The 18,392-nt window shown below is 43.0% G+C and carries 18 protein-coding genes; 8 read left to right on the forward strand and 10 right to left on the reverse strand.

All coding sequences use genetic code 11. The features are described 5' to 3' along the window. The first annotated feature begins 85 nt into the window (after positions 1 to 85). The 3 genes from ccoG (at position 86) to J1N51_RS09015 (ending at position 3,268) form a co-directional block, all read left to right on the forward strand. Complete coding sequence (ccoG, locus tag J1N51_RS09005) at positions 86 to 1,504, forward strand: cytochrome c oxidase accessory protein CcoG (RefSeq protein ID WP_208830562.1); 1,419 nt, start codon at positions 86 to 88, stop codon at positions 1,502 to 1,504. Continuing rightward, positions 1,504 to 2,538, forward strand: a complete 1,035-nt coding sequence (locus tag J1N51_RS09010; RefSeq protein ID WP_208830564.1) for a serine/threonine protein kinase — start codon at positions 1,504 to 1,506, stop codon at positions 2,536 to 2,538. Before ccoG ends, J1N51_RS09010 begins: the two co-directional genes overlap by 1 nt. Before the next feature lie 91 nt (positions 2,539 to 2,629). Then, positions 2,630 to 3,268, forward strand: a complete 639-nt coding sequence (locus tag J1N51_RS09015) for a thiol:disulfide interchange protein DsbA/DsbL (protein WP_208830566.1) — start codon at positions 2,630 to 2,632, stop codon at positions 3,266 to 3,268. Here the strand turns inward: J1N51_RS09015 and J1N51_RS14850 are convergent. Beyond that, positions 3,211 to 3,339 (reverse strand): DUF1641 domain-containing protein, encoded by a 129-nt coding sequence (locus J1N51_RS14850; RefSeq protein ID WP_208830568.1) that lies wholly within the window; start codon positions 3,337 to 3,339, stop codon positions 3,211 to 3,213. The two genes, J1N51_RS09015 and J1N51_RS14850, sit on opposite strands and share 58 nt — an antisense overlap. Between J1N51_RS14850 and J1N51_RS09025 the strand changes: the two genes are divergently transcribed. Then, complete coding sequence (locus J1N51_RS09025) at positions 3,281 to 4,075, forward strand: M48 family metallopeptidase (RefSeq protein WP_232842776.1); 795 nt, start codon at positions 3,281 to 3,283, stop codon at positions 4,073 to 4,075. The genes J1N51_RS14850 and J1N51_RS09025 overlap by 59 nt on opposite strands. A 12-nt stretch (positions 4,076 to 4,087) precedes the next feature. On the opposite strand, the gene J1N51_RS09030 is transcribed toward J1N51_RS09025, so the two are convergent. The 3 genes from J1N51_RS09030 to bioH all read right to left on the reverse strand — a co-directional run bounded on the left by J1N51_RS09030 (position 4,088) and on the right by bioH (position 6,232). Beyond that, positions 4,088 to 5,053, reverse strand: coding sequence for a putative metalloprotease CJM1_0395 family protein (locus tag J1N51_RS09030; RefSeq protein ID WP_208830572.1), 966 nt, complete (start codon positions 5,051 to 5,053; stop codon positions 4,088 to 4,090). Between the two features lie 12 nt (positions 5,054 to 5,065). Next, a complete protein-coding gene (locus J1N51_RS09035; RefSeq protein WP_208830574.1) occupies positions 5,066 to 5,365 on the reverse strand; it encodes a hypothetical protein in 300 nt (99 codons plus the stop codon). Between the two features lie 117 nt (positions 5,366 to 5,482). Then, positions 5,483 to 6,232, reverse strand: a complete 750-nt coding sequence (gene bioH / locus J1N51_RS09040) for a pimeloyl-ACP methyl ester esterase BioH (protein ID WP_208830576.1) — start codon at positions 6,230 to 6,232, stop codon at positions 5,483 to 5,485. 164 nt (positions 6,233 to 6,396) lie between these two features. On the opposite strand from bioH, the gene J1N51_RS09045 reads away from it, so the two are divergent. After that, positions 6,397 to 6,981, forward strand: coding sequence for a ComF family protein (locus J1N51_RS09045; RefSeq protein ID WP_208830578.1), 585 nt, complete (start codon positions 6,397 to 6,399; stop codon positions 6,979 to 6,981). Here the strand turns inward: J1N51_RS09045 and J1N51_RS09050 are convergent. Next, positions 6,978 to 9,554, reverse strand: coding sequence for a M14 family metallopeptidase (locus J1N51_RS09050; protein ID WP_208830580.1), 2,577 nt, complete (start codon positions 9,552 to 9,554; stop codon positions 6,978 to 6,980). The two genes, J1N51_RS09045 and J1N51_RS09050, sit on opposite strands and share 4 nt — an antisense overlap. Positions 9,555 to 9,821: 267 nt before the next feature. Between J1N51_RS09050 and nfuA the strand changes: the two genes are divergently transcribed. Both nfuA and J1N51_RS09060 read left to right on the forward strand, forming a co-directional pair. Further along, a complete protein-coding gene (nfuA, locus tag J1N51_RS09055) occupies positions 9,822 to 10,400 on the forward strand; it encodes a Fe-S biogenesis protein NfuA (RefSeq protein WP_208830582.1) in 579 nt (192 codons plus the stop codon). A 24-nt stretch (positions 10,401 to 10,424) separates the two neighbouring features. Beyond that, positions 10,425 to 10,715, forward strand: coding sequence for a hypothetical protein (locus J1N51_RS09060; protein ID WP_208830584.1), 291 nt, complete (start codon positions 10,425 to 10,427; stop codon positions 10,713 to 10,715). Here J1N51_RS09060 and J1N51_RS09065 read toward each other — a convergent pair. Beyond that, entirely contained in the window at positions 10,707 to 12,038 is a 1,332-nt protein-coding gene (locus tag J1N51_RS09065; protein ID WP_232842898.1) for an MATE family efflux transporter, read from the reverse strand. The two genes, J1N51_RS09060 and J1N51_RS09065, sit on opposite strands and share 9 nt — an antisense overlap. Between J1N51_RS09065 and J1N51_RS09070 the strand changes: the two genes are divergently transcribed. Beyond that, positions 12,039 to 13,091: a polysaccharide deacetylase family protein gene (locus tag J1N51_RS09070; RefSeq protein ID WP_208830588.1), complete on the forward strand. Its 1,053-nt coding sequence runs from the start codon at positions 12,039 to 12,041 to the stop codon at positions 13,089 to 13,091. Between the two features lie 45 nt (positions 13,092 to 13,136). On the opposite strand, the gene J1N51_RS09075 is transcribed toward J1N51_RS09070, so the two are convergent. From J1N51_RS09075 to J1N51_RS09090, 4 genes are all read right to left on the reverse strand, one after another. Continuing rightward, positions 13,137 to 14,183 carry a protein-glutamate methylesterase/protein-glutamine glutaminase gene (locus tag J1N51_RS09075; RefSeq protein WP_208830589.1) on the reverse strand — a complete coding sequence of 349 codons (1,047 nt, stop codon included), beginning with the start codon at positions 14,181 to 14,183 and terminating at the stop codon, positions 13,137 to 13,139. A gap of 12 nt (positions 14,184 to 14,195) precedes the next feature. After that, positions 14,196 to 14,831, reverse strand: coding sequence for a chemoreceptor glutamine deamidase CheD (gene cheD, locus J1N51_RS09080; RefSeq protein WP_208830591.1), 636 nt, complete (start codon positions 14,829 to 14,831; stop codon positions 14,196 to 14,198). Continuing rightward, the gene (locus J1N51_RS09085; RefSeq protein WP_208833384.1) at positions 14,831 to 15,631 is read right to left on the reverse strand and encodes a CheR family methyltransferase; all 801 of its coding nucleotides are present in this window, start codon (positions 15,629 to 15,631) and stop codon (positions 14,831 to 14,833) included. Before J1N51_RS09085 ends, cheD begins: the two co-directional genes overlap by 1 nt. A 65-nt stretch (positions 15,632 to 15,696) precedes the next feature. Then, the gene (locus tag J1N51_RS09090; protein WP_208830593.1) at positions 15,697 to 18,366 is read right to left on the reverse strand and encodes a methyl-accepting chemotaxis protein; all 2,670 of its coding nucleotides are present in this window, start codon (positions 18,364 to 18,366) and stop codon (positions 15,697 to 15,699) included. Positions 18,367 to 18,392 lie beyond the last annotated feature (26 nt).

Here is an 18,392-nt window from a genome sequence, read left to right on the forward strand (position 1 = left end):
ATTTAATTAAACTACTACTTAATGACTTATAATCAAAGGTGTAGTTCATTTTTTCTACACCAACACGCACACTACGGAACGAAGTATGAAAGATCGAATTGACGTTAAGAATATCCCTACCGAGGTGAAGGTTCATCGCCCCGCAACCGAGGGCGCACCGCAATACAATATCCGTAGCCGTATTTACGTTCGTGCTGTTAGCGGCTTACACCAATTATTGCGCCGTAGAATGGGGATCTTTTTCTTAGGTTTATTCGCTCTGTTGCCTTGGCTCAAGTGGGGCGATCGACAAGCTATTTTGTTAGATATCGGCAACCAAGAGTTTTTTGTTTTTGGCATGACCTTTTGGCCACAAGATTTACCTTTACTGGCGATAGTTTCTATCATTGCCGCCTTTGTTCTGTTCTTTGTGACCGCAATTTACGGACGTGTCTGGTGTGGTTATATGTGCCCCCAAACCGTGTGGACTTTTATGTTCATTTGGGTAGAAGAAAAAATTGAAGGCTCTGCTAATAAGCGTAAAAAACTCGATTCAATGCCAATGAGCTTTGACAAAGCATGGAAAAAAACCGCCAAACACACAACTTGGTGGATCATTTCGCTGCTGACTTCATTGACTTTCATCGGCTATTTCACTCCGATTGATGCGCTCTTTATCGACTTTTTCACCTTAAATGCTACTACTGCTGTTGTTATTTGGACCCTCTTTTTTGCCGCTGCCACTTATGGAAACGCAGGGTGGATGCGTGAAATCATGTGTTTGCATATTTGCCCTTATGCGCGCTTTCAGTCTTCCATGTTCGACAAAGATACTTACACCGTCACTTACGATACAGCGCGCGGTGAAAAACGCGGACCTCGCCCACGCAAAGCTGATCCAAAGGAACTGGGCTTAGGTGATTGTATCGACTGTAACTTATGTGTTCAGGTTTGCCCGACGGGTATTGATATACGCAATGGCTTGCAATACGAGTGCATCAATTGCGGTGCCTGTATTGATGCATGTGATGAAACTATGGAAAAAATGAATTATCCGAAGGGTCTAATCAGCTATACCACTGAACACAGCTTAGAAGGCAAACCGACTCACACTTGGCGACCAAAAATGCTCGGCTATTTAGGCGTCACGATATTGATGTGTGCGGCCTTTGCATGGCAATTAACCGCTCGAGTTCCATTAGAATTTAGTATTGAGCGAGATCGCAATGTTTTGTACCGCACGACATCTGAAGGTCTAATCGAAAACACTTACACCTTACAAATCGTCAACAAAAGTCAAACAGATCAAACCTATACCATTGAAGTAAAGGGTCTTAATGACTTCACATTTAGTGGTGATTCGACAATTTTTATCAAGGCTGGTGAGGTGTATAAGCAACCTATTAGTGTTGCTGTTGACCCATATGACTTGAAGCGACCGGTAACTCCGATTAGCATCTCTGTCAGCAATGAGTCTGGTGAAGATACCGCGACTCAAGATTCTCGATTTTTTAAAGGCAGCTAATGACCTTCAACGTACATGAGCCAACGATTTCGGCTGAAGATACAACGCCCGAGTTTGACTTCAGCCAACTCAACCCTGACCTAATTCTGGACGCCATTGAATCAAAACAGGTTTATCCTGAGTCTGGATTACTCGCTCTTAACAGCTATGAAAACCGTGTTTATCAGTTTAAAGCCGATGACGGTAATCGCTACGTAGTAAAATTTTATCGACCTAAGCGCTGGAGTAACGAGCAAGTTCAAGAAGAGCACGATTTTGCTCAGTTGCTAGCCGACAATGACATCGACGCCGTTGCACCTGTCCGGTTTGACGGTCAATCTCTAATGGAATTTAAAGGTTATCGCTTTTGCTTATTCCCGAGCGTGGGCGGACGAATGTTCGAGCTTGATGACTTAGATCAGCTAGAGCGCTTAGGGCAACTGTTAGGTCGCGTTCATGCCTTAAGTGCCGAGTCAGCTTTTAGTTATCGCGACACTATCGATATCAAAACAGATTTAGAAACGGCATTTGAGTACTTAAAACAAAGTCAACTTATTCCCAATTACTTACAAGCGGCGTTTTTTAACGACTTGGAACTGATGATCCAGGCGAGTCTAAAACACGTAACCAACGACTACCAAGTTATTCGCCTGCATGGAGACTGCCACAGCGGTAATATTTTATGGCAACCTGGTCAAGAACAAGACGACGCCATTCTTGTCGACTTTGACGATTGTATTTCAGGACCTGCCATTCAAGACTTGTGGATGATGTTAAATGGCAACCGCCACCAACAAATACTTCAACTTGATACCTTGATTGAAGGCTATGAGCAATTTAGACCGTTTGACAGGTCTGAATTTAAGCTTATTGAGCCATTACGGGCCAGAAGAATGCTGATGTATATGACTTGGCTTGCAAAAAGATGGCAAGATCCAGCATTTCAACGGAACTTTTCGTGGTTCAATACAGACAAATACTGGGAACAACAAGTATTGGCTATTAAAGAGCAGTTTTCCGCGTTACAACAAGAGCCACTTAAACTCGGCTATTGATCTCACTTGGATAAAATTGCCAATCTGGTAAGGTACGTCAAAATAAAAACGAATCTTTCAGATGTCATCATTTTTATAGGGAAAATCCGACATGAAAAAAATTCTTAGCTTTTTTGCAGTCTGTTTACTGAGCTTAAACGTGTCTGCTCAAACATTAAAAGAAGGCGTTCACTACGAAGTGATCAGTGAAAAAGGCACAGAAAAGCCAGAAGTTAAAGAGTTCTTCTCTTTTTATTGCCCACACTGTCTAGCCTTTGAACCACTAGCAAACAAGTTTAAGTCTTTATCAGAAGAAAAAGGCTTCGAGTTTAAAAAGAGCCACGTTGACTTCTTACGTGCTGCCGGTCCAGACATCCAGTTCATGTTGACAAAAGCTCTTGTCACAGCAGAAAAACTAAACAAACCACAAGTGAGCGATGCAATCTTTAACCGCATTCATCGTCAGCGTTCTGCGTTCACTGGTGAAGATGATGTTCGCCAAATTTTCATCGCCAATGGTGTTACCGCAGAAGAGTTCAATAAGGTTTTCAATAGCTTTGCCATTAAAGCAGCTGCAAAACGTATGAAATCAGAACAAAACGACTTAGCAAGCAAGCGTATTTTGACTGGTGTACCAACGTTTATCGTTAACGGTAAATACAAAATCATCAATAGCGGCTTTGAGGCGCGTACTTATTCACAGTTGTTCGAGCAGCTAGAAAGCGCAGCTTTGGAACTTGTTAAAAAATAAAGACCTTTCTGAATGTTAGGGTTATTTAAAGCGCCTAGGACGTCACCAAGCAACTCATTGCAAGTGGCCACACCTGGCGCTTTTTTTATCCAACTCGATGTCTACACAGAGCCGACACAATATCTGGTCAAAGTTCACGCGCGTAGGACTCGCCTAAGTCTTGAAATCAAACATCAACAAATCCTCGTCAAAGTTCCTTCAAACTGCCCGACAGATCTGATTGAATCCTTTTTGAGAAAGCAGCAACACTGGATCAAACGCGCCATTTCAAAATCGAGTTCTGTGACCCAGTTTCATCGAAATTATCAATCCGGTGAACCCATTTGGTTTAAAGGTGAAGCGTTCACCTTAGACATACACACCCAATGTCATGGCTCTGCGGTAATAGTGAATGAACAAGACAAAACCATATCTGTGTTTCTCTCTGCCAAGGTCAAACACACAGCTCGACAAACTAGAAAGCTACTCAGAGCGTTTTATCTAGAACAGGCTCAACTGATTATTCCTGACCTTTTAAGCGCCTGTGAACAAAAGGTAGGGCTACATAGCTCATCGCTAGACTTTAAGTTTTATCAATGGCGCTGGGGATGCTGCTATCAAAGTGGCAAAGTGATGTTTAATCCACTGCTAATGGCGGCACCAATAGAAAAAATAGAATGTGTGATTATTCACGAGCTGTGTCATTTAAAACACATGGATCACAGTCGTTCATTTTGGGCGCTAAACCGGCGCTTTTGCGATCAATGTCACAAAACCAAACAGTGGTTGAAAGCGCACCATCAAGAGGTCTATTTACCACCTGTTTAAAGAGAGAACGTTTTAGGCGACTGCTGAGAAGTCAGATTTAGATTCGGAGTCACGGCCAAAACTAGCTTGATATTTTTGACTGACCACTTCAGCAACCCGACTAATTGACTCGTCTCGTTCAGCAAAAGACTCAGATACACTTGCGGCAGTGGCATCGCGTCGCTCGGCGGTATCTTGCATCAGCTCTATTCTGGCTTCTGCAATGTTTTGACTCGCTTCCGCTGCCACTTTTCGATCTTGTGTGGATGGCTCAGCAGGAGCTAAAGCTGCAGCCCTCACGGTTTGCATCTTTTCGATGGTTTCTTGAGGCGTCGCCTCTTTTGAAACATCTATTTGAACTTCACCGCCGACAGCGTATTTTTTGCCGTTAGGTCCCGTTTCATACTCATAAGTAGGAGAGCCTGCGTACGCACCACCGACGGCAGCGTGTGCCAATTCGTGTGTGCGAACTTCTTGATCACGGGTTTCAAGTTGACGAATTTCACGTAACTCTTGTTTTTCTTGCTGTTGTTCTTGTTGTTGCTCTTGCTTTTGTTGACGCTCTTGCGCTTGCTTTTGCTCAGAGGCTTCAGTATCTGATGACTCAGAGTTGGAGGCATTAGACGACGAGTCGTCGTTGGACGCTTGACCATTTAGGCCGTTTTCATTTTGTCCATCTGTGCCTTGGCCGTTACGCCCTTGACTACTGCTATCTTGGCCACTATCACCTTGACCATCACCGCCCTGTTCATTCACGTCTTCAGGTATGATGCGGCCTTGACCACGAGCGATATTTTCATAGGTCACATCGGCATTAGAACTCGCCGAGCCAGCCCCGCGAGCTTCTTGCTCACGAGTTTTCTGAGGAACCGCGGCTTCCACCTGCACAGGCGCAGGAACCACTTCACGCTGATCGTTGGTTCTTTGCAATGCCTCTGTTGTCGGCGCAGATGCGTTAACGACAACTTGCGGAATGTGAGGAGATACGTTTAATGCCATTGGTTCGGTTCGCTAAGCCTTGGTGTCTATCAACGTACCGAGTACTTCATCGGCTGTTTTGATCACGTTAATGTTCGCTTTAGCCAAATGCTCATTAACGACCAGATTCACCGCTTCAGTAGTCAGTACAGAGGATGGATTTTGTTGAGTAGCATTGCCATTAAGACCAGTTTCAGCTGCACTTAAACCAGTGTTATTGGTATTTGTATTTAAACTTGCGATGTTTTGGGCAGATTCAGCCAAGCCTCGTTGTGCCTTTTGCACCCCGTTCAAACCCGATTGTATCGCTGATGGAATTGGACTTAACTCCATATTCACCTCCAATTAAATACACCTACTACTTCTAACGGTTAATTATTAACCACAGTGCCCAATATTGCAATTGATTTTATGCTATAGAGCCCTAACCGCCTGAGTTTCAGTAAACTTTTAACAATGTTCAAAAAGCCATTGTACAAAGTTTTCTGGGTCTGAAATAAAAGGGGCGTGTGAGACGTGTTCACGCACCAACCAATCCCCGTTAGGTTGAAGCACCTTAAGTTCATTCACCGCAGTAACAGGTACTAAACTATCCAAACGACCAAAAATACCAAAAACAGGCATCAATAAGGACTTGAGTTCCTTTCTAAGGTCGACGGATTTGAGGAGTTCAAGGCCTCCAGAGAGTGCATCAGAATGTGGCTGGTCTGCACTTAATATCCATTCTTTTAGTGCCTTTAGATCTTGTTTAGCGGTATTACTTCCCATGGCCTGAATGGCCAAAAAACGCTGTATGGTTTGTTGATGGTTATTCTGTAGCTGCTTAGAAAACGCGCTTAGGACATCGGGTTTAATCCCCGGCCAATCACCACTTTGTTGAAACTTAGGACTACTCGCAATTAAACCGAGCGACAATACATTGTCAGGATGACTCGCAGCATAACGGATCGCTATCAAACCGCCTAAAGACCAACCTAATAAATGCGATGGTTCACTGATTTCTGATGATAGCCATTGCGATAATTCATTTATTGAGTACGGATTTAGAACAGTTTTATTTTCACCATAACCAGGTAAATCCAACACTTTTACCCTTGCTCGAAATGCTTTGGGCATAAGCTCTAACACGCCATTCCATACCTGTTTATTCATCCCCCAACCGTGTAATAACACAATTGGCGCATCTGCTGTTTTCGTCATACAACTAGGGTCTCTTTACCTTTTCGAGGCACTTTACTCTGTTCACTAATTTATTACAAAAATTACCAATTTGCGCTACTTGTAGACTGTCTCTTGCTGGAGACAAAACGTTAATATCTAAAGACGCGCTTAATTCCAACGTGTGTGATTATTGTCGAGCCCAGTTGCCTTTACTACCAGCGGGTTTGGATGTTTGTCTATCACAACACCAACAAAACCTTTGTATAGAGTACATTGATGGACTGTGCAGTGCCGCTGTTTATCGTTGGCCTGTTAATAAGTGGGTATATGGCCTCAAATTTGGCGCTAAGCCAGAGTGTGCAAAAATATTGGGCTACTTTTTGGCCAAACAACTAGAACAGCATAGTTGGACCGTTGATCACATTGCCTCTGTCCCCTTGTCATGGATCCGATATTTTAATCGAGGCTACAATCAATCCGATCTATTGCTCAAAGAAATGCTCTTGTATATACACCCCTTATGTGATGTAGGTCGGCACACAAGTCTTTATCGAGATCTCATTCGGCATCGACATACCCAACCACAGGCAAAGTTAAATCAACAACAAAGAATGGATAACGTCGATAAGGTTTTTAAATGTAAAACGCCCATAATGGGCAAGAGGATTTTATTGATAGATGATGTAGTGACCACTGCCCATACCATCAACCAAGCGGCTCGAGCACTTAAAAATGCAGGCGCAACCAAAGTTTATGTTGGGTGCGCCGCATTGAAGATATTAGATTAGTATTTTACACCGTTTGCTAAGAACAAGCTGTTAATGAACAAGCGACTAGAACCATACATAAAGGCTCTAAAGTTAGGATTATCGGTCATTCCAATAACCACTCCACGGCCGTTTCTTTGTGCCATTAAGCCCACCGCATTTGCCACTTTTTCAACATTTTTGGCATCCGCATAACCTGATAAAAGCGGACTATCTGTGTATTGTGCAACGACACTGAATGGCGTTTTGCTTTCTAATAACAGATCTGTACGGTTTTTGAACAACGCAATTTTGTCATCCGTTAAACCAAAAGCTAATGGGTGTGACAGGTCTAGTCGACTATCGAAGAATGCACCCGCAACTCGCTGACGGCCGCCCAATGCTTCTTTGTCGCCAAATTTTAATTCTGCATCATCAAAGCGCTCGAACATTTCTGCCTGTGAAATCGTCTCTGCCTGCAACAAGCCTTGTTTTGCTAACCAAAGTGCTGCTCGCTTTTGACCCCAAATAACACCTCCGCCTTTAACAAACTCGGATAGCTTGTTAATAAACGTTTCGTCAGAACCATAATTACCATCAGGTAAAACGATGTGAGTGTACTTATCAAAGTCGATATAGTTAACCCTACTCTTGTTGACTATAGTTGGTGAAAAACCTACGTGACGGTCAAGGGTATACCAGGCTTCGCCTGACTCATATAGATTGACACCCATGCCCCCAACCATAAGTACTTTAGGCATTTCTACAGGCATCATTTTACGACTGCCTAAATCCAGTCCAGTTGATGTTAAGCCACTTTGAATAGACGAAACTCGAACTGGATATTGAGCAAGTGCTTTATTTACCTTATCAACCCAACCATCTTGTTGCAGTCCCGCATTGATCAACATAGTACCTGCAGTAAATTGTTGTTCTCCACTGCTTGTTTTTGCACTGAATGGGCTTAACGACGCTCGTACTTTAATGCCTTTTGATAGTAGTTCGTATACTAACGCTGGGGCATTAAAATCATGCCAATCAATCGCCAGGCTATACGCTGCTGTTACGACTGGTACTTCTTTAATCGGCGTTTGCCATAGCTGTTGGCTGACGCGTAATTTTCGCTCAGATTCGACTTTGGCAAAATCAACATCAAAGGCATACGCTAAGTTCCATGACGAGACGTCATAAAACGTATTGTCATTAAACGATGTTTGCGTAGAGAAAATCGACTGAATCAAGCGTGTTTGTGGTTGATCAAGCGGAATATAAACAGAATCCGCCGCAAGATATGTTTTACCGTCGAGCTTAGTATCTTTGCCTACACCATAAACCTCGATTTGATGGCGCTGTAATAGCTCAATTAACTTGTGTAGACGGGTTTTATCTTGGGTTTCAGAAATTAAATAACCATCAAAGCCTGCATCTTTTGCAATTTTTGATGCACTTTGCTTAAACTCCTTTTGGAAAGCTTTTAGTTTATCTTTATTCGCTAAACTACCCTCCAAAGTTGAAAACGTCGACATCACCTGATGCTTGATTGTCGTTGGGAAGTCCAAGTCGCCATTAATAGACTCTTGGAGATGACCTCGACTTGAAGCCTGTTCAAATAAAATCCCTATTGAGGCGTGTAAGTCAGGATACGTCGACCCCTTGCCGGCATAAAAATCATCAAACGCTTCCTCAGTGAAATAAAGCTTATTCTCTGCATCAAAAGCATTAGCGTGGAATACCGCAAGTTCTTTCGTCAATTCGACGTTTTTGTCAGGCGTCAGAGGGTTCTTTCGAGAAGGGATGCCTGGCTGAAAGAAAAACGTGCTATTGGTACCCATCTCATGGTGGTCTGTGAGTACATGAGGTCGCCATTGTTGGTATTCTGTAATACGTGCACGAGACTCAGGGTGTTGTAACAACAACCAATCGCGATTTAAATCAAACCAATACTGATTAACACGACCACGGATCCAAGGTTGATTATGCTCACGGTTATTCGAATCGCTATTTAGATTTTTGCCTTTGTGCTGGTTTGCCCAATGTGCAAAGCGACTCAATCCATCTGGATTTAGGCTTGGATCAATGATAACAACCATTTCATCGAGATATTTTAAAACCTCTGGACTGTTTGACGCCGCCAAATAATAACCGACTAACAAAGAAGCGTTACTACCTGAAGACTCATCGCCGTGTACGCTGTAATTTAGATTAACGATTAAAGGCTGATTGTCTGCGGCCTTCTCATCTTTAAAATAACCGGCGCGAGCTTGTTTGATCTCATCTAAACGAGCTAGGTGACTAGGCTTACTGAAATACACATGCAATAGCTCACGGTTTTGATGACTTCGGCCTATTGTTTTAATCGAAACTCGGTCACTTGCGGCCGCAAGCGCTTTAAAGTAGTGGACTAACTGGTCGTGACGAACGTGCCACTCACCCACTTGTGCACCTAAAATTGACTCTGGAGTTGGTACTGCCGGGTTGTATTGCTCTTTCGGTAGATAAAACCCAAGCTCTACCTTGCCTTCTGGTAACAACTCAGCAGAGCCAGTGATAGCAGATACCGATGCAGCAACAGGCGCCAATGCTAATGCGCCTGCAACGATTAAAGATTTGATCATGTTCCCTTCCTGTTTAGACGGAATGTGTTCATTTTTATGGTTATGAGGAACAACATATCAATTATTGCTATAAGACAACAAGTTTGTCCCTCTAGAACGAGATAAATCGGTGTAAAGCTGGGTTTATTTTCATCAAATAGGCCTTATATACACCTTATCATTTAATGTACGCAGTCCGAGTCAACTGCCGTCTTTACTTGCAGTGATTAACGTATCTACGTATCATTGCGCCATTGCAATAACCGAGTAAATTAGTCAGATATTATTATGATCAAGATTTCAGAAAGCGCTGAGCAACACTTTGTCAAATTGCTCGACAAACAAGCCCCTAATACTCGCATTCGAGTTTTTGTGGTCAACCCTGGTACAAGCAGCGCAGAATGCGGCGTATCGTACTGCCCTGAAGATTCGGTAGAGCCAGAAGACAAAATTTTACAATACAATGGCTTTGAAGCGGTTGTTGATGAAGAGAGCCAGCCATTTTTGGAAGAGGCAGAAATTGACTTCGTAACTGATCAAATGGGCTCGCAACTTACCCTTAAAGCTCCTAATGCTAAGGCCCGTAAAGTAGCTGACGACGCACCACTTAAAGCCCGAGTTCAGTACTTTATCGAATCTGAAGTTAATCCAGGCTTAGCAAGTCACGGTGGCCACGTAAATTTAGTTGAGTTAACCGAAGACGGCACTGTTGTATTGCAATTTGGTGGGGGCTGTAACGGCTGTTCAATGGTTGATGTGACATTGAAAGAAGGCATTGAAAAGCAAATGCTTCAGCAGTTTGACGGTGAAGTAACCGGCGTTAAAGATATTACGGAGCACCAAGCTGGTGAGCACTCGTACTACTAAGTCTGTCAGCTAAGAAATCGTAGCGTGACAAGTGTCAAACCAGACAAATTACAACGGATACTGGTCAAGCTTGGGTCTGATCCCAAGCGCAGTGTCCGTTTTTTTATTGTTGGTTTGGTGTTGTTTTTTGCCGGTATTTTAATAATTTACGCTGGCGCTATTAAATTTCATTGGTTGCAAATTCCAGGCATAGCCCTACTAATAACCGGATTTGTTATTGCTCTAAAGGGTTACTTGGGTATATTTGCTAACCGTCTGGCCTTTTTCCGTCATCAAAGCCAGCTAAATAAAGAGAAATACAAACACTTAGAGTAATTGATTGCGCTGTCTATACAAGATCATTAGTTGTCCCAACCCACGCATCAACATAAACAGACAAAAACCTAACCAAAGGCCATGATTGCCCAAAGCAGAGCTGATGGAAATAACGAGAAAGAACACGCCAGCAGCAATCGCCATGGAGTTACACATTGCTTTATCCCAGCCCAGGCCAACAAAAACACCATCCAGTAAAAAGCTCAAAAAACTACAAAGTGGTAATAGATAAATCCATTTATAGTAAGGATCCATTTGCGTTCGCAGCTCTGGAATGTCCGTTAGCAACATAACCACCCACTGGGAGCACAATAAATAAAGTAAAAAATACCCTACGGCAAACACGCCACCTATTGTCACCCCACGCTTGATAAACATACCAAGGCGTCGAGCTTTTTGCTTGCCCAATGTGTTACCAACAAGTGACTCAAGCGCAAAGGCGATACCATCTAACGCAAACGACAAAAATAAAAAGAACTGCATAATGATGGCATTAAGAGCGACAGCGCTACTGCCAAATTGAGTAGCGTATATCGTCATAAACGACAAGCATAGCTGCAATAAAGCACTGCGAATGAACAAATTACCATTCATTTTAAGTAACGTAGCCCAGCCAGAAAACACATCTCTTAGTTTAACTGTGACCGCCTTAATCTCTGGGCGTATGAGCCAAATAATCATCGTACACTGAACGACTTCCGCGATTATTGACGCTAGCGCGACGCCCTGGACACCCATGCCGAGAACAGGGACAAATAACAGATCTAACAGTAAGTTAACCAAATTACAGGTAATAACCGCTCTCAGTACCCAACGTGTTTGTCCAGAACCAATTAAAAAACCCGACAACACCATATTTGCTAGTGCAATTGGCGCAACCCAAACTCGAACATCAAAATAGCTTTTAGCCGCTTCATACGTTGATGCCATGGCAAGGTCGTCCGCAGACAAAGCCGTTAACAAAGAAAACAATGGCACTTGAAGTATTAAGATCAGCGCACCCAGAACACCACTTAATAACAACGCCTGCCATAGGTGCAACATAACTCGTTGCCGATCATTTTGTCCTCTAGCCTTAGCGACTAGACCTGTTGTCGACATTCGAAGAAAACCCATCAGCCAAAACACCACAGACAAAAACAAACTAGCTAGGGCCGTTCCCGCCAAAAAATGACTGTCAGATAAATGGCCAATTACCGCGGTATCGACAAATCCGAGCAAAGGAACGCTAATATTTGCTAATATCATAGGCCAAGCTAGGTGCCAGATAGTATTATCTATTTTAGAGCCTATTCGAATGCGACACGGGATCAGAGGATTCATATGCAAAAAGTTTTGTTTACCTTAGTTGTAATTTTTATTACTGCGGTGTTTACCGCTCAAACGAGTACAGCCGCCACGGTCTTAATATATCATCATGTGGATGAAAATACGCCGAAGTCCACCAGCGTAACAACCGAGCAATTTATTGAACACTTAGAGTTAATTGAGTCACTCGGCCTTAAAGTGGTGCCCTTACCGGTTATCGTTAATGCAATCAAAGATGGAACACCTGTCGATCATAACTGGGTAGCGCTCACCTTTGATGATGGTTTTCGCAATGTTTATGACAACGCATTTCCTATCTTAAAAGAGCGTAATTTACCATTTACGGTTTTTGTTAACCCGCAAATGGTCAAACCTAGTAAGCTCTATATGGACTGGTCACAACTCAAAACGTTGACCGAACATGGTGGTGACATCATGAACCACACTTTGGCTCATGAAAACCTAGTACAAGATGGTTTGACCGCAAAAGACGTCGAAGACAATATTTTATTGGCCGAAGCCATGATCAAAGAAAAGCTGGGCCAAAATCACAAAACCCTGGCCTACCCATTTGGCGAATACAATGATGTGATCAAAGGTATATTAAAAAAACACGGCTTTGTTGGGTTTGCTCAACACTCAGGAGCTATCGGTAACAGTAGTGATTTGCAGGCTTTAACGCGATTTCCTGCCAATGGTATTTATGCCAACCCCAAAACACTGAAGGCCAAACTCAATAGTATTCCTTTTGACTTTAATAACCAAAGTCCGACTGACACTATGAGTGAGCTAGGTGCTGATGCGCCAACTTGGACCGTTGAGCTAGACTCAAAAGATTTTTATCAGAGCCAATTGGCATGTTTTATTACAGGTCAAAACGGACCTTATAAACCGGAGTGGCTAACAAAAACCAGTTTTAAAATTTCTGCTCCAGAATCGTTACAAACCGGTAGGGTCAAGTACAACTGTACAGCTCCTTCAATAAAACACAGCGGCAGATTTTATTGGACTAGTAAACTTTGGATTACCTTACCAAAAGACTTGGCTCAGCCAGCTTTAACGGAATAACAGCAGTCAAAACTTTTGAAAAGAGAAAATAAAAAAAGCGGTGGATTACACCGCTTTACTCGCCAACATCATAAGTTTGTCGGCTATTCTATCAAGGGGTAGCTCTATCTGCCCAGCTCCCATCTCTTTTGCAACTCTTGGCATGCCATACACCACACAACTCGCTTCGTCTTGTGTAATCGTATTGGCTCCTGCGTTTTTTAAGTTTAACAATCCATTCGCACCATCATTTCCCATGCCAGTCAGTACCACACCTGTGGAGTACTTACCCATATATTCCGCAACTGAATCAAATAAAACATCAACCGCTGGCTTATGTCGATTAACAGGCTCTCCATCATGTAATTCACAAAACAATTTACTACCGCGTTTTTTGACCACTAAATGGCGGTCACCAGGTGCGATATAAACATTACCATGCTCAATTTGCTGACCATCAACCGCTTCGTGTACTTTCATCGCGACGGTACGATCCAGCCTCTCGGCGTATGTTTTACTGAAAATAGGCGGTATATGCTGAGTCACTACAATCGGCGAAAAAGACTCTGGCAAACGCTTAATCACTTCTTTGATAGCTTCTGTGCCTCCTGTTGAAGCGCCTATCGCAACCAAGTGATTCTTTTTAAAGGTCAAGTTTGATGCAGACGGTGGCTTTATCCCCTCTGACTGTTTTCGGGCTCTCAGTAATTGACTAATTCTGACTTTTGACGCTGCTCTGATTTTGTCCAACAGTACATCGGCGTATCGGCTGAGCTCAGCGGCCACATTGGCCTTGGGCTTCTCCAAAAAATCGACAGCACCAATCTCCAGCGCTTCAAGGGTAATCGGTGCGCCCTCCGCCGTCAAAGTAGATAACATCACTACAGGCATTGGTCTTAAACGCATTAAATGCTTTAGAAAAGTAATCCCATCCATCTTTGGCATTTCAATATCAAGCGTGAGCACGTCTGGATTAAGTTGTTTAATTAACGTTCGTGCTTCTAGGGGATCTTCAGCTTCGCCAACTACCTGCATATCACCAGATTTCTCGATGATTTCTGTTACTAACATTCGAATAAGCTTTGAATCATCTACTACCAATACTTTGATCATAATTTAGCCCTACTAAAACAGTTCAATATCAGATTGCACGCTTTCTGGTTCGTTAATTACAGACTGATACTGGACTTCTCTTCGTTGAATTGTATCGTTATGCATACTCTGTAGCCTCTTGACCAATGCTCTTCCAGACGCAGGGTAAAAAAGCACCTTTCTAGGCCAGGGCCCACCTACATCTGAACCCACCATAGGTAACTCTTCATTGGCAATATAATCTAATGCAAAACGAATATTTTGCTCGCCTATCGGCGTTGTCATATCTTTAATGATAGTTCCACCACCAAAAATTTTAACTTTCATCTCATTTCGGTTTGCACCGTATTTGAGAAGCTCATTGATCAAACACTCCATTGCCCAAATCCCATATCGACAGCTATAGCTGTCGTGGAACTCCCATTGCGCCTTGGTGTGATCCATTCCTTTTAAAGGCAACATAAAATGGTTCATACCACCGATTTGACGTTTGTCGTCCCATATACACGCTGAAATACACGAACCTAAGACCGTAGAAATTGCCTCGTTTTCTGTTGTTACGTAATATTCGCCGGGTAAAATTTTAGCGACGACTGTTTTACGAGATTGGTCGTAATATCGTTTAATATGCTCAAACTTAGGTAAAGTGGGCTTGAAATCCATATTCATTACGCCCGCCTTTGGTAGATATTTTGACCTAAGGCTTTGAACAAAGTGTGCTCTCGGCTAATTGTTTCTGAATGACCTAAGATCAAATACCCTCCGGGGCATAACATAGACGCAAAGCGCTCAAACAACATTTGTTTGGTTTCATTATCAAAATAAATGATAACGTTACGGCAAAAGATGACGTCAAACGGACCGCTCATAGGCCAAGGTTTCAGCAAGTTTAGCTGTTTAAAGTGGATATTGCCCTGTAGCGAAGGCTTTGTCTTGTAACGCCCAGTGGCAGGTTCGTGTAAAAAAAACTGCTTTAATTGATTGTCAGCGATGCCATCGATCTGATTTGATTCATAAACACCTTCTGTTGCCGTTGCTAGAACGTTAGTGTCCAAATCAGTCGCTAGTATTTTAAAATCCCAGCCCTTCGGGAAGCGGTTAAATAAGGTCATTGCGATGGAGTAAGGCTCCATGCCAAGAGAACATCCGGCCGACCAGATCCTAACGCGCTTGTCTCTAATGTGGCGCTGCTTGATTTCTTGCAGTGCGACACCTGACAAAAACTCAAAGTGATGTCGCTCTCTAAAAAAAGAAGTTAAATTGGTGGTAAGCGAATTGATAAATTCGACAAATTCAGTTTCCTCATTTTGCTCCAAATATTGAATATATTCAGCAAATGAATTTAAACCAAACTTGCGGACTCGACGAGAAATTCGAGCATATACCATATCCTTCTTCTGCTCTGATAATACGATACCGCATGCTTCATAAACTCGACGACTGATATACCGGTAATCCTTTTCCGTCATCAAAAATTCTTTATTGTCCACTCACCTTATCCTTTTTGAGAAGGCCGCTCGCTGGAGTGACAGGATTAAAACTCCTGCCACTCTTCATCAGATGAGGATGGCTTCATAATTTCTTTCTTATGCGTTATTCCATTGTTTGCCGACCCACTACTATTAGACAATTGCGGTCGGTGATATGTTGAGCTACTTCCCTCTGATAACTTAAAGAAGCTGAGTAATTCTCGCATCGCTCGTGCTTGCTCTGACATTGACTCACCAGCTGCCGAGGCCTCTTCAACCAACGCTGCATTTTGCTGAGTCATTTCGTCCATTTGCGATACCGCCTTGTTGACTTGCTCAATTCCAGAAGTCTGTTCAATCGAAGCCACACTTATATCACCAATGGTTTGATTTACTTTACGAACGGCCTCTACAATTTCTTGCAGCATTTCGCCTGATTGATTAACCAGTGAAGTACCATCTTCGACCTTTGTAACTGAATCACGTATTAAGTCTTTAATTTCTTTTGCTGCGGCCGCTGAGCGTTGAGCTAGATTTCTTACTTCACCTGCTACTACTGCAAATCCTCGGCCTTGTTCGCCCGCTCTCGCCGCTTCAACGGCAGCGTTTAGCGCCAACAGGTTGGTCTGGAATGCAATTTCATCAATCACGCCGATAATGTCAGCAATCTTCTTACTCGCCTCATTGATTTCAGCCATACTTGTAACGGCCTGACTCACAATTTCACCACCAGATTCGGCTTTAGTTGCAGCATTTTCTGCAAGCTTGTTGGCTGTTTGAGCATTGTCTGCATTTTGACGAACTGTCGCCGTCATTTGTTCCATGCTGGAAGCTGTTTCTTCAAGACTTGATGCTTGTTCTTCGGTTCTTTGGCTGAGATCTGCGTTACCCTGCGCCATTTCCTCAGCACCTGCAGCAACAGTAGTCGCTGATTTGTCGATTTGGCCGATAACTTCTGTCAGTTTTTCAACGGTGGCATTAGCATCTCGCTTAAGCTTATCGAACATACCTTGGTACTCGGTCTCAATACGACGAGTCAAATTACCATGCGCTAAAGCATCAAGCATATTTACGGTATCTTGAATCACACCTTCGGAAATACTCACTACTTCATTTAGGCCTTCAGATAATTGTTTAAAGAACCCTTGTTTATCATCTACGCTCAAGCGAATACTCAAATCACCGTTTGACGCTGATTCGATAACATTTGCAATCTCTTTTTCAATTGCGTCTTCTTCTGTCTTATCGACCCACTCCACAATTGTACCGAGTCGCTCACCGTGTGTATTAATCCAAGGCGTCGCAAAAAGTTCAAACACTAGCGGACCTACATTGATTGTGGTGTTGTACGGTTGCGACATCTTTTCAACCATAGAGCGTTGATGTGATGCATTTTTATGGAAATCGTCGACACAAGTGCCAATCAAGTTATCGACATCAAATCGACCAAAGTGCTGTCTTAACACCGATTCTCGTTCACGGAACATGCGAATTACGTCATTGTTCATATAAACAATCTTCAGATCATTATCCGCTATCATGACACTCGCCTGGCAAGTTTTTAACGCCTGAGCCAGATCAGCTGCACGTCTAGCTTCTTCTTCCAAACGCTTTTGTTCAGTAATATCTGTCGCATATTTAACAACTTTGTAGGGGTCACCATTGACATCGTAGATAGGGTTGTAGGAGGCTTGAATCCAAATTTCGGAGCCATCTTTGGCAATTCGTTTGTATTCACCGCTGTCGAAATTGCCAGCACCCAGTTTGGCCCAAAAGTCTTTGTATTCTCGACTTTCAGCGACGCCTGGAGGTGCGAACATACTGTGGTGGCGACCTTGAATTTCCTCCAATTTATAACCTAATGTATTCAAGAAATTATCATTCGCTTTGATAATAGTGCCATCAAGCTCAAACTCGATTACCGCCTGAGAACGACCAATTGCATCAAGTTGCCCACGAATATCGGCACTCTCTTGTTTTTCTTGGGTTATATCGGTGGCAAATTTAACCACCTTAAAGGGCTTTCCAGCGGAGTCATATACAGGATTATATGAAGCTTGAATCCAAATTTCTGAACCGTCTTTGGCAATGCGCTTATACTCGCCACTGTCAAATTCGCCGCGCCCTAATTTTTGCCAAAACGCCTTGTATTCATGGCTTTCAGCCACCCCAGGTGGGGCAAACATGCTATGGTGACGACCTTTAACTTCATCAAGTGAATAACCCATAACAGAGAGAAAGTTATCATTGGCGTGGATAATAGTTCCATCAAGCTCAAATTCGATAACCGCTTGGGAACGATTAATAGCGTCAATTTGACCGCGATGATTTGCTGCAATTATTTTTTGTTTGGTGATATCAATGGCTACTTTAACAACTTTGATGACTCGATTGTTCTCGTCGATCACTGGGTTGTAAACGGCTTGAATCCAAATGTCTTTACCCGCTTTCGTTACGCGAAGAAATTCGCTGGACAAAAATTTACCCTGTCCTAGATTTTGCCAAAACACCTGGTACTCGTCGGTTTCCGCGTAACTTGGCTGCACAAATATGCTGTGATGTCGGCCTTGAATTTCTTCTAGGCGATAGCCCATAGCGTTAAGAAAGTTCTGATTAGCGGTTATGATTGTCCCATCAGGTTCAAACTCAATCACCGCCAAAGACTTCTTGAGTGCCTTCAGAACCAGATCGCTGTCTGTTGAGCCAGGTTTAGATAGATTGCTTAACCATCCCATACTAATTCCACCTTATCATTTCGTTT

Origin of the sequence: Psychrosphaera ytuae (assembly GCF_017638545.1) — a bacterium.
GTDB classification, from domain to species: domain Bacteria; phylum Pseudomonadota; class Gammaproteobacteria; order Enterobacterales; family Alteromonadaceae; genus Psychrosphaera; species Psychrosphaera ytuae.

Coding starts and splice junctions, on each gene's coding strand:
- ccoG (WP_208830562.1), top strand. CDS start 86: ATGAAAGATCGAATTGACGTTAAGAATATCCCTACCGAGGTGAAGGTT.
- J1N51_RS09010 (WP_208830564.1), top strand. CDS start 1,504: ATGACCTTCAACGTACATGAGCCAACGATTTCGGCTGAAGATACAACG.
- J1N51_RS09015 (WP_208830566.1), top strand. CDS start 2,630: ATGAAAAAAATTCTTAGCTTTTTTGCAGTCTGTTTACTGAGCTTAAAC.
- J1N51_RS09025 (WP_232842776.1), top strand. CDS start 3,281: ATGTTAGGGTTATTTAAAGCGCCTAGGACGTCACCAAGCAACTCATTG.
- J1N51_RS09030 (WP_208830572.1), bottom strand. CDS start 5,053: ATGGCATTAAACGTATCTCCTCACATTCCGCAAGTTGTCGTTAACGCA.
- J1N51_RS09035 (WP_208830574.1), bottom strand. CDS start 5,365: ATGGAGTTAAGTCCAATTCCATCAGCGATACAATCGGGTTTGAACGGG.
- bioH (WP_208830576.1), bottom strand. CDS start 6,232: ATGACGAAAACAGCAGATGCGCCAATTGTGTTATTACACGGTTGGGGG.
- J1N51_RS09050 (WP_208830580.1), bottom strand. CDS start 9,554: ATGATCAAATCTTTAATCGTTGCAGGCGCATTAGCATTGGCGCCTGTT.
- nfuA (WP_208830582.1), top strand. CDS start 9,822: ATGATCAAGATTTCAGAAAGCGCTGAGCAACACTTTGTCAAATTGCTC.
- J1N51_RS09065 (WP_232842898.1), bottom strand. CDS start 12,038: ATGAATCCTCTGATCCCGTGTCGCATTCGAATAGGCTCTAAAATAGAT.
- J1N51_RS09070 (WP_208830588.1), top strand. CDS start 12,039: ATGCAAAAAGTTTTGTTTACCTTAGTTGTAATTTTTATTACTGCGGTG.
- J1N51_RS09075 (WP_208830589.1), bottom strand. CDS start 14,183: ATGATCAAAGTATTGGTAGTAGATGATTCAAAGCTTATTCGAATGTTA.
- cheD (WP_208830591.1), bottom strand. CDS start 14,831: ATGAATATGGATTTCAAGCCCACTTTACCTAAGTTTGAGCATATTAAA.
- J1N51_RS09085 (WP_208833384.1), bottom strand. CDS start 15,631: ATGACGGAAAAGGATTACCGGTATATCAGTCGTCGAGTTTATGAAGCA.
- J1N51_RS09090 (WP_208830593.1), bottom strand. CDS start 18,366: ATGGGATGGTTAAGCAATCTATCTAAACCTGGCTCAACAGACAGCGAT.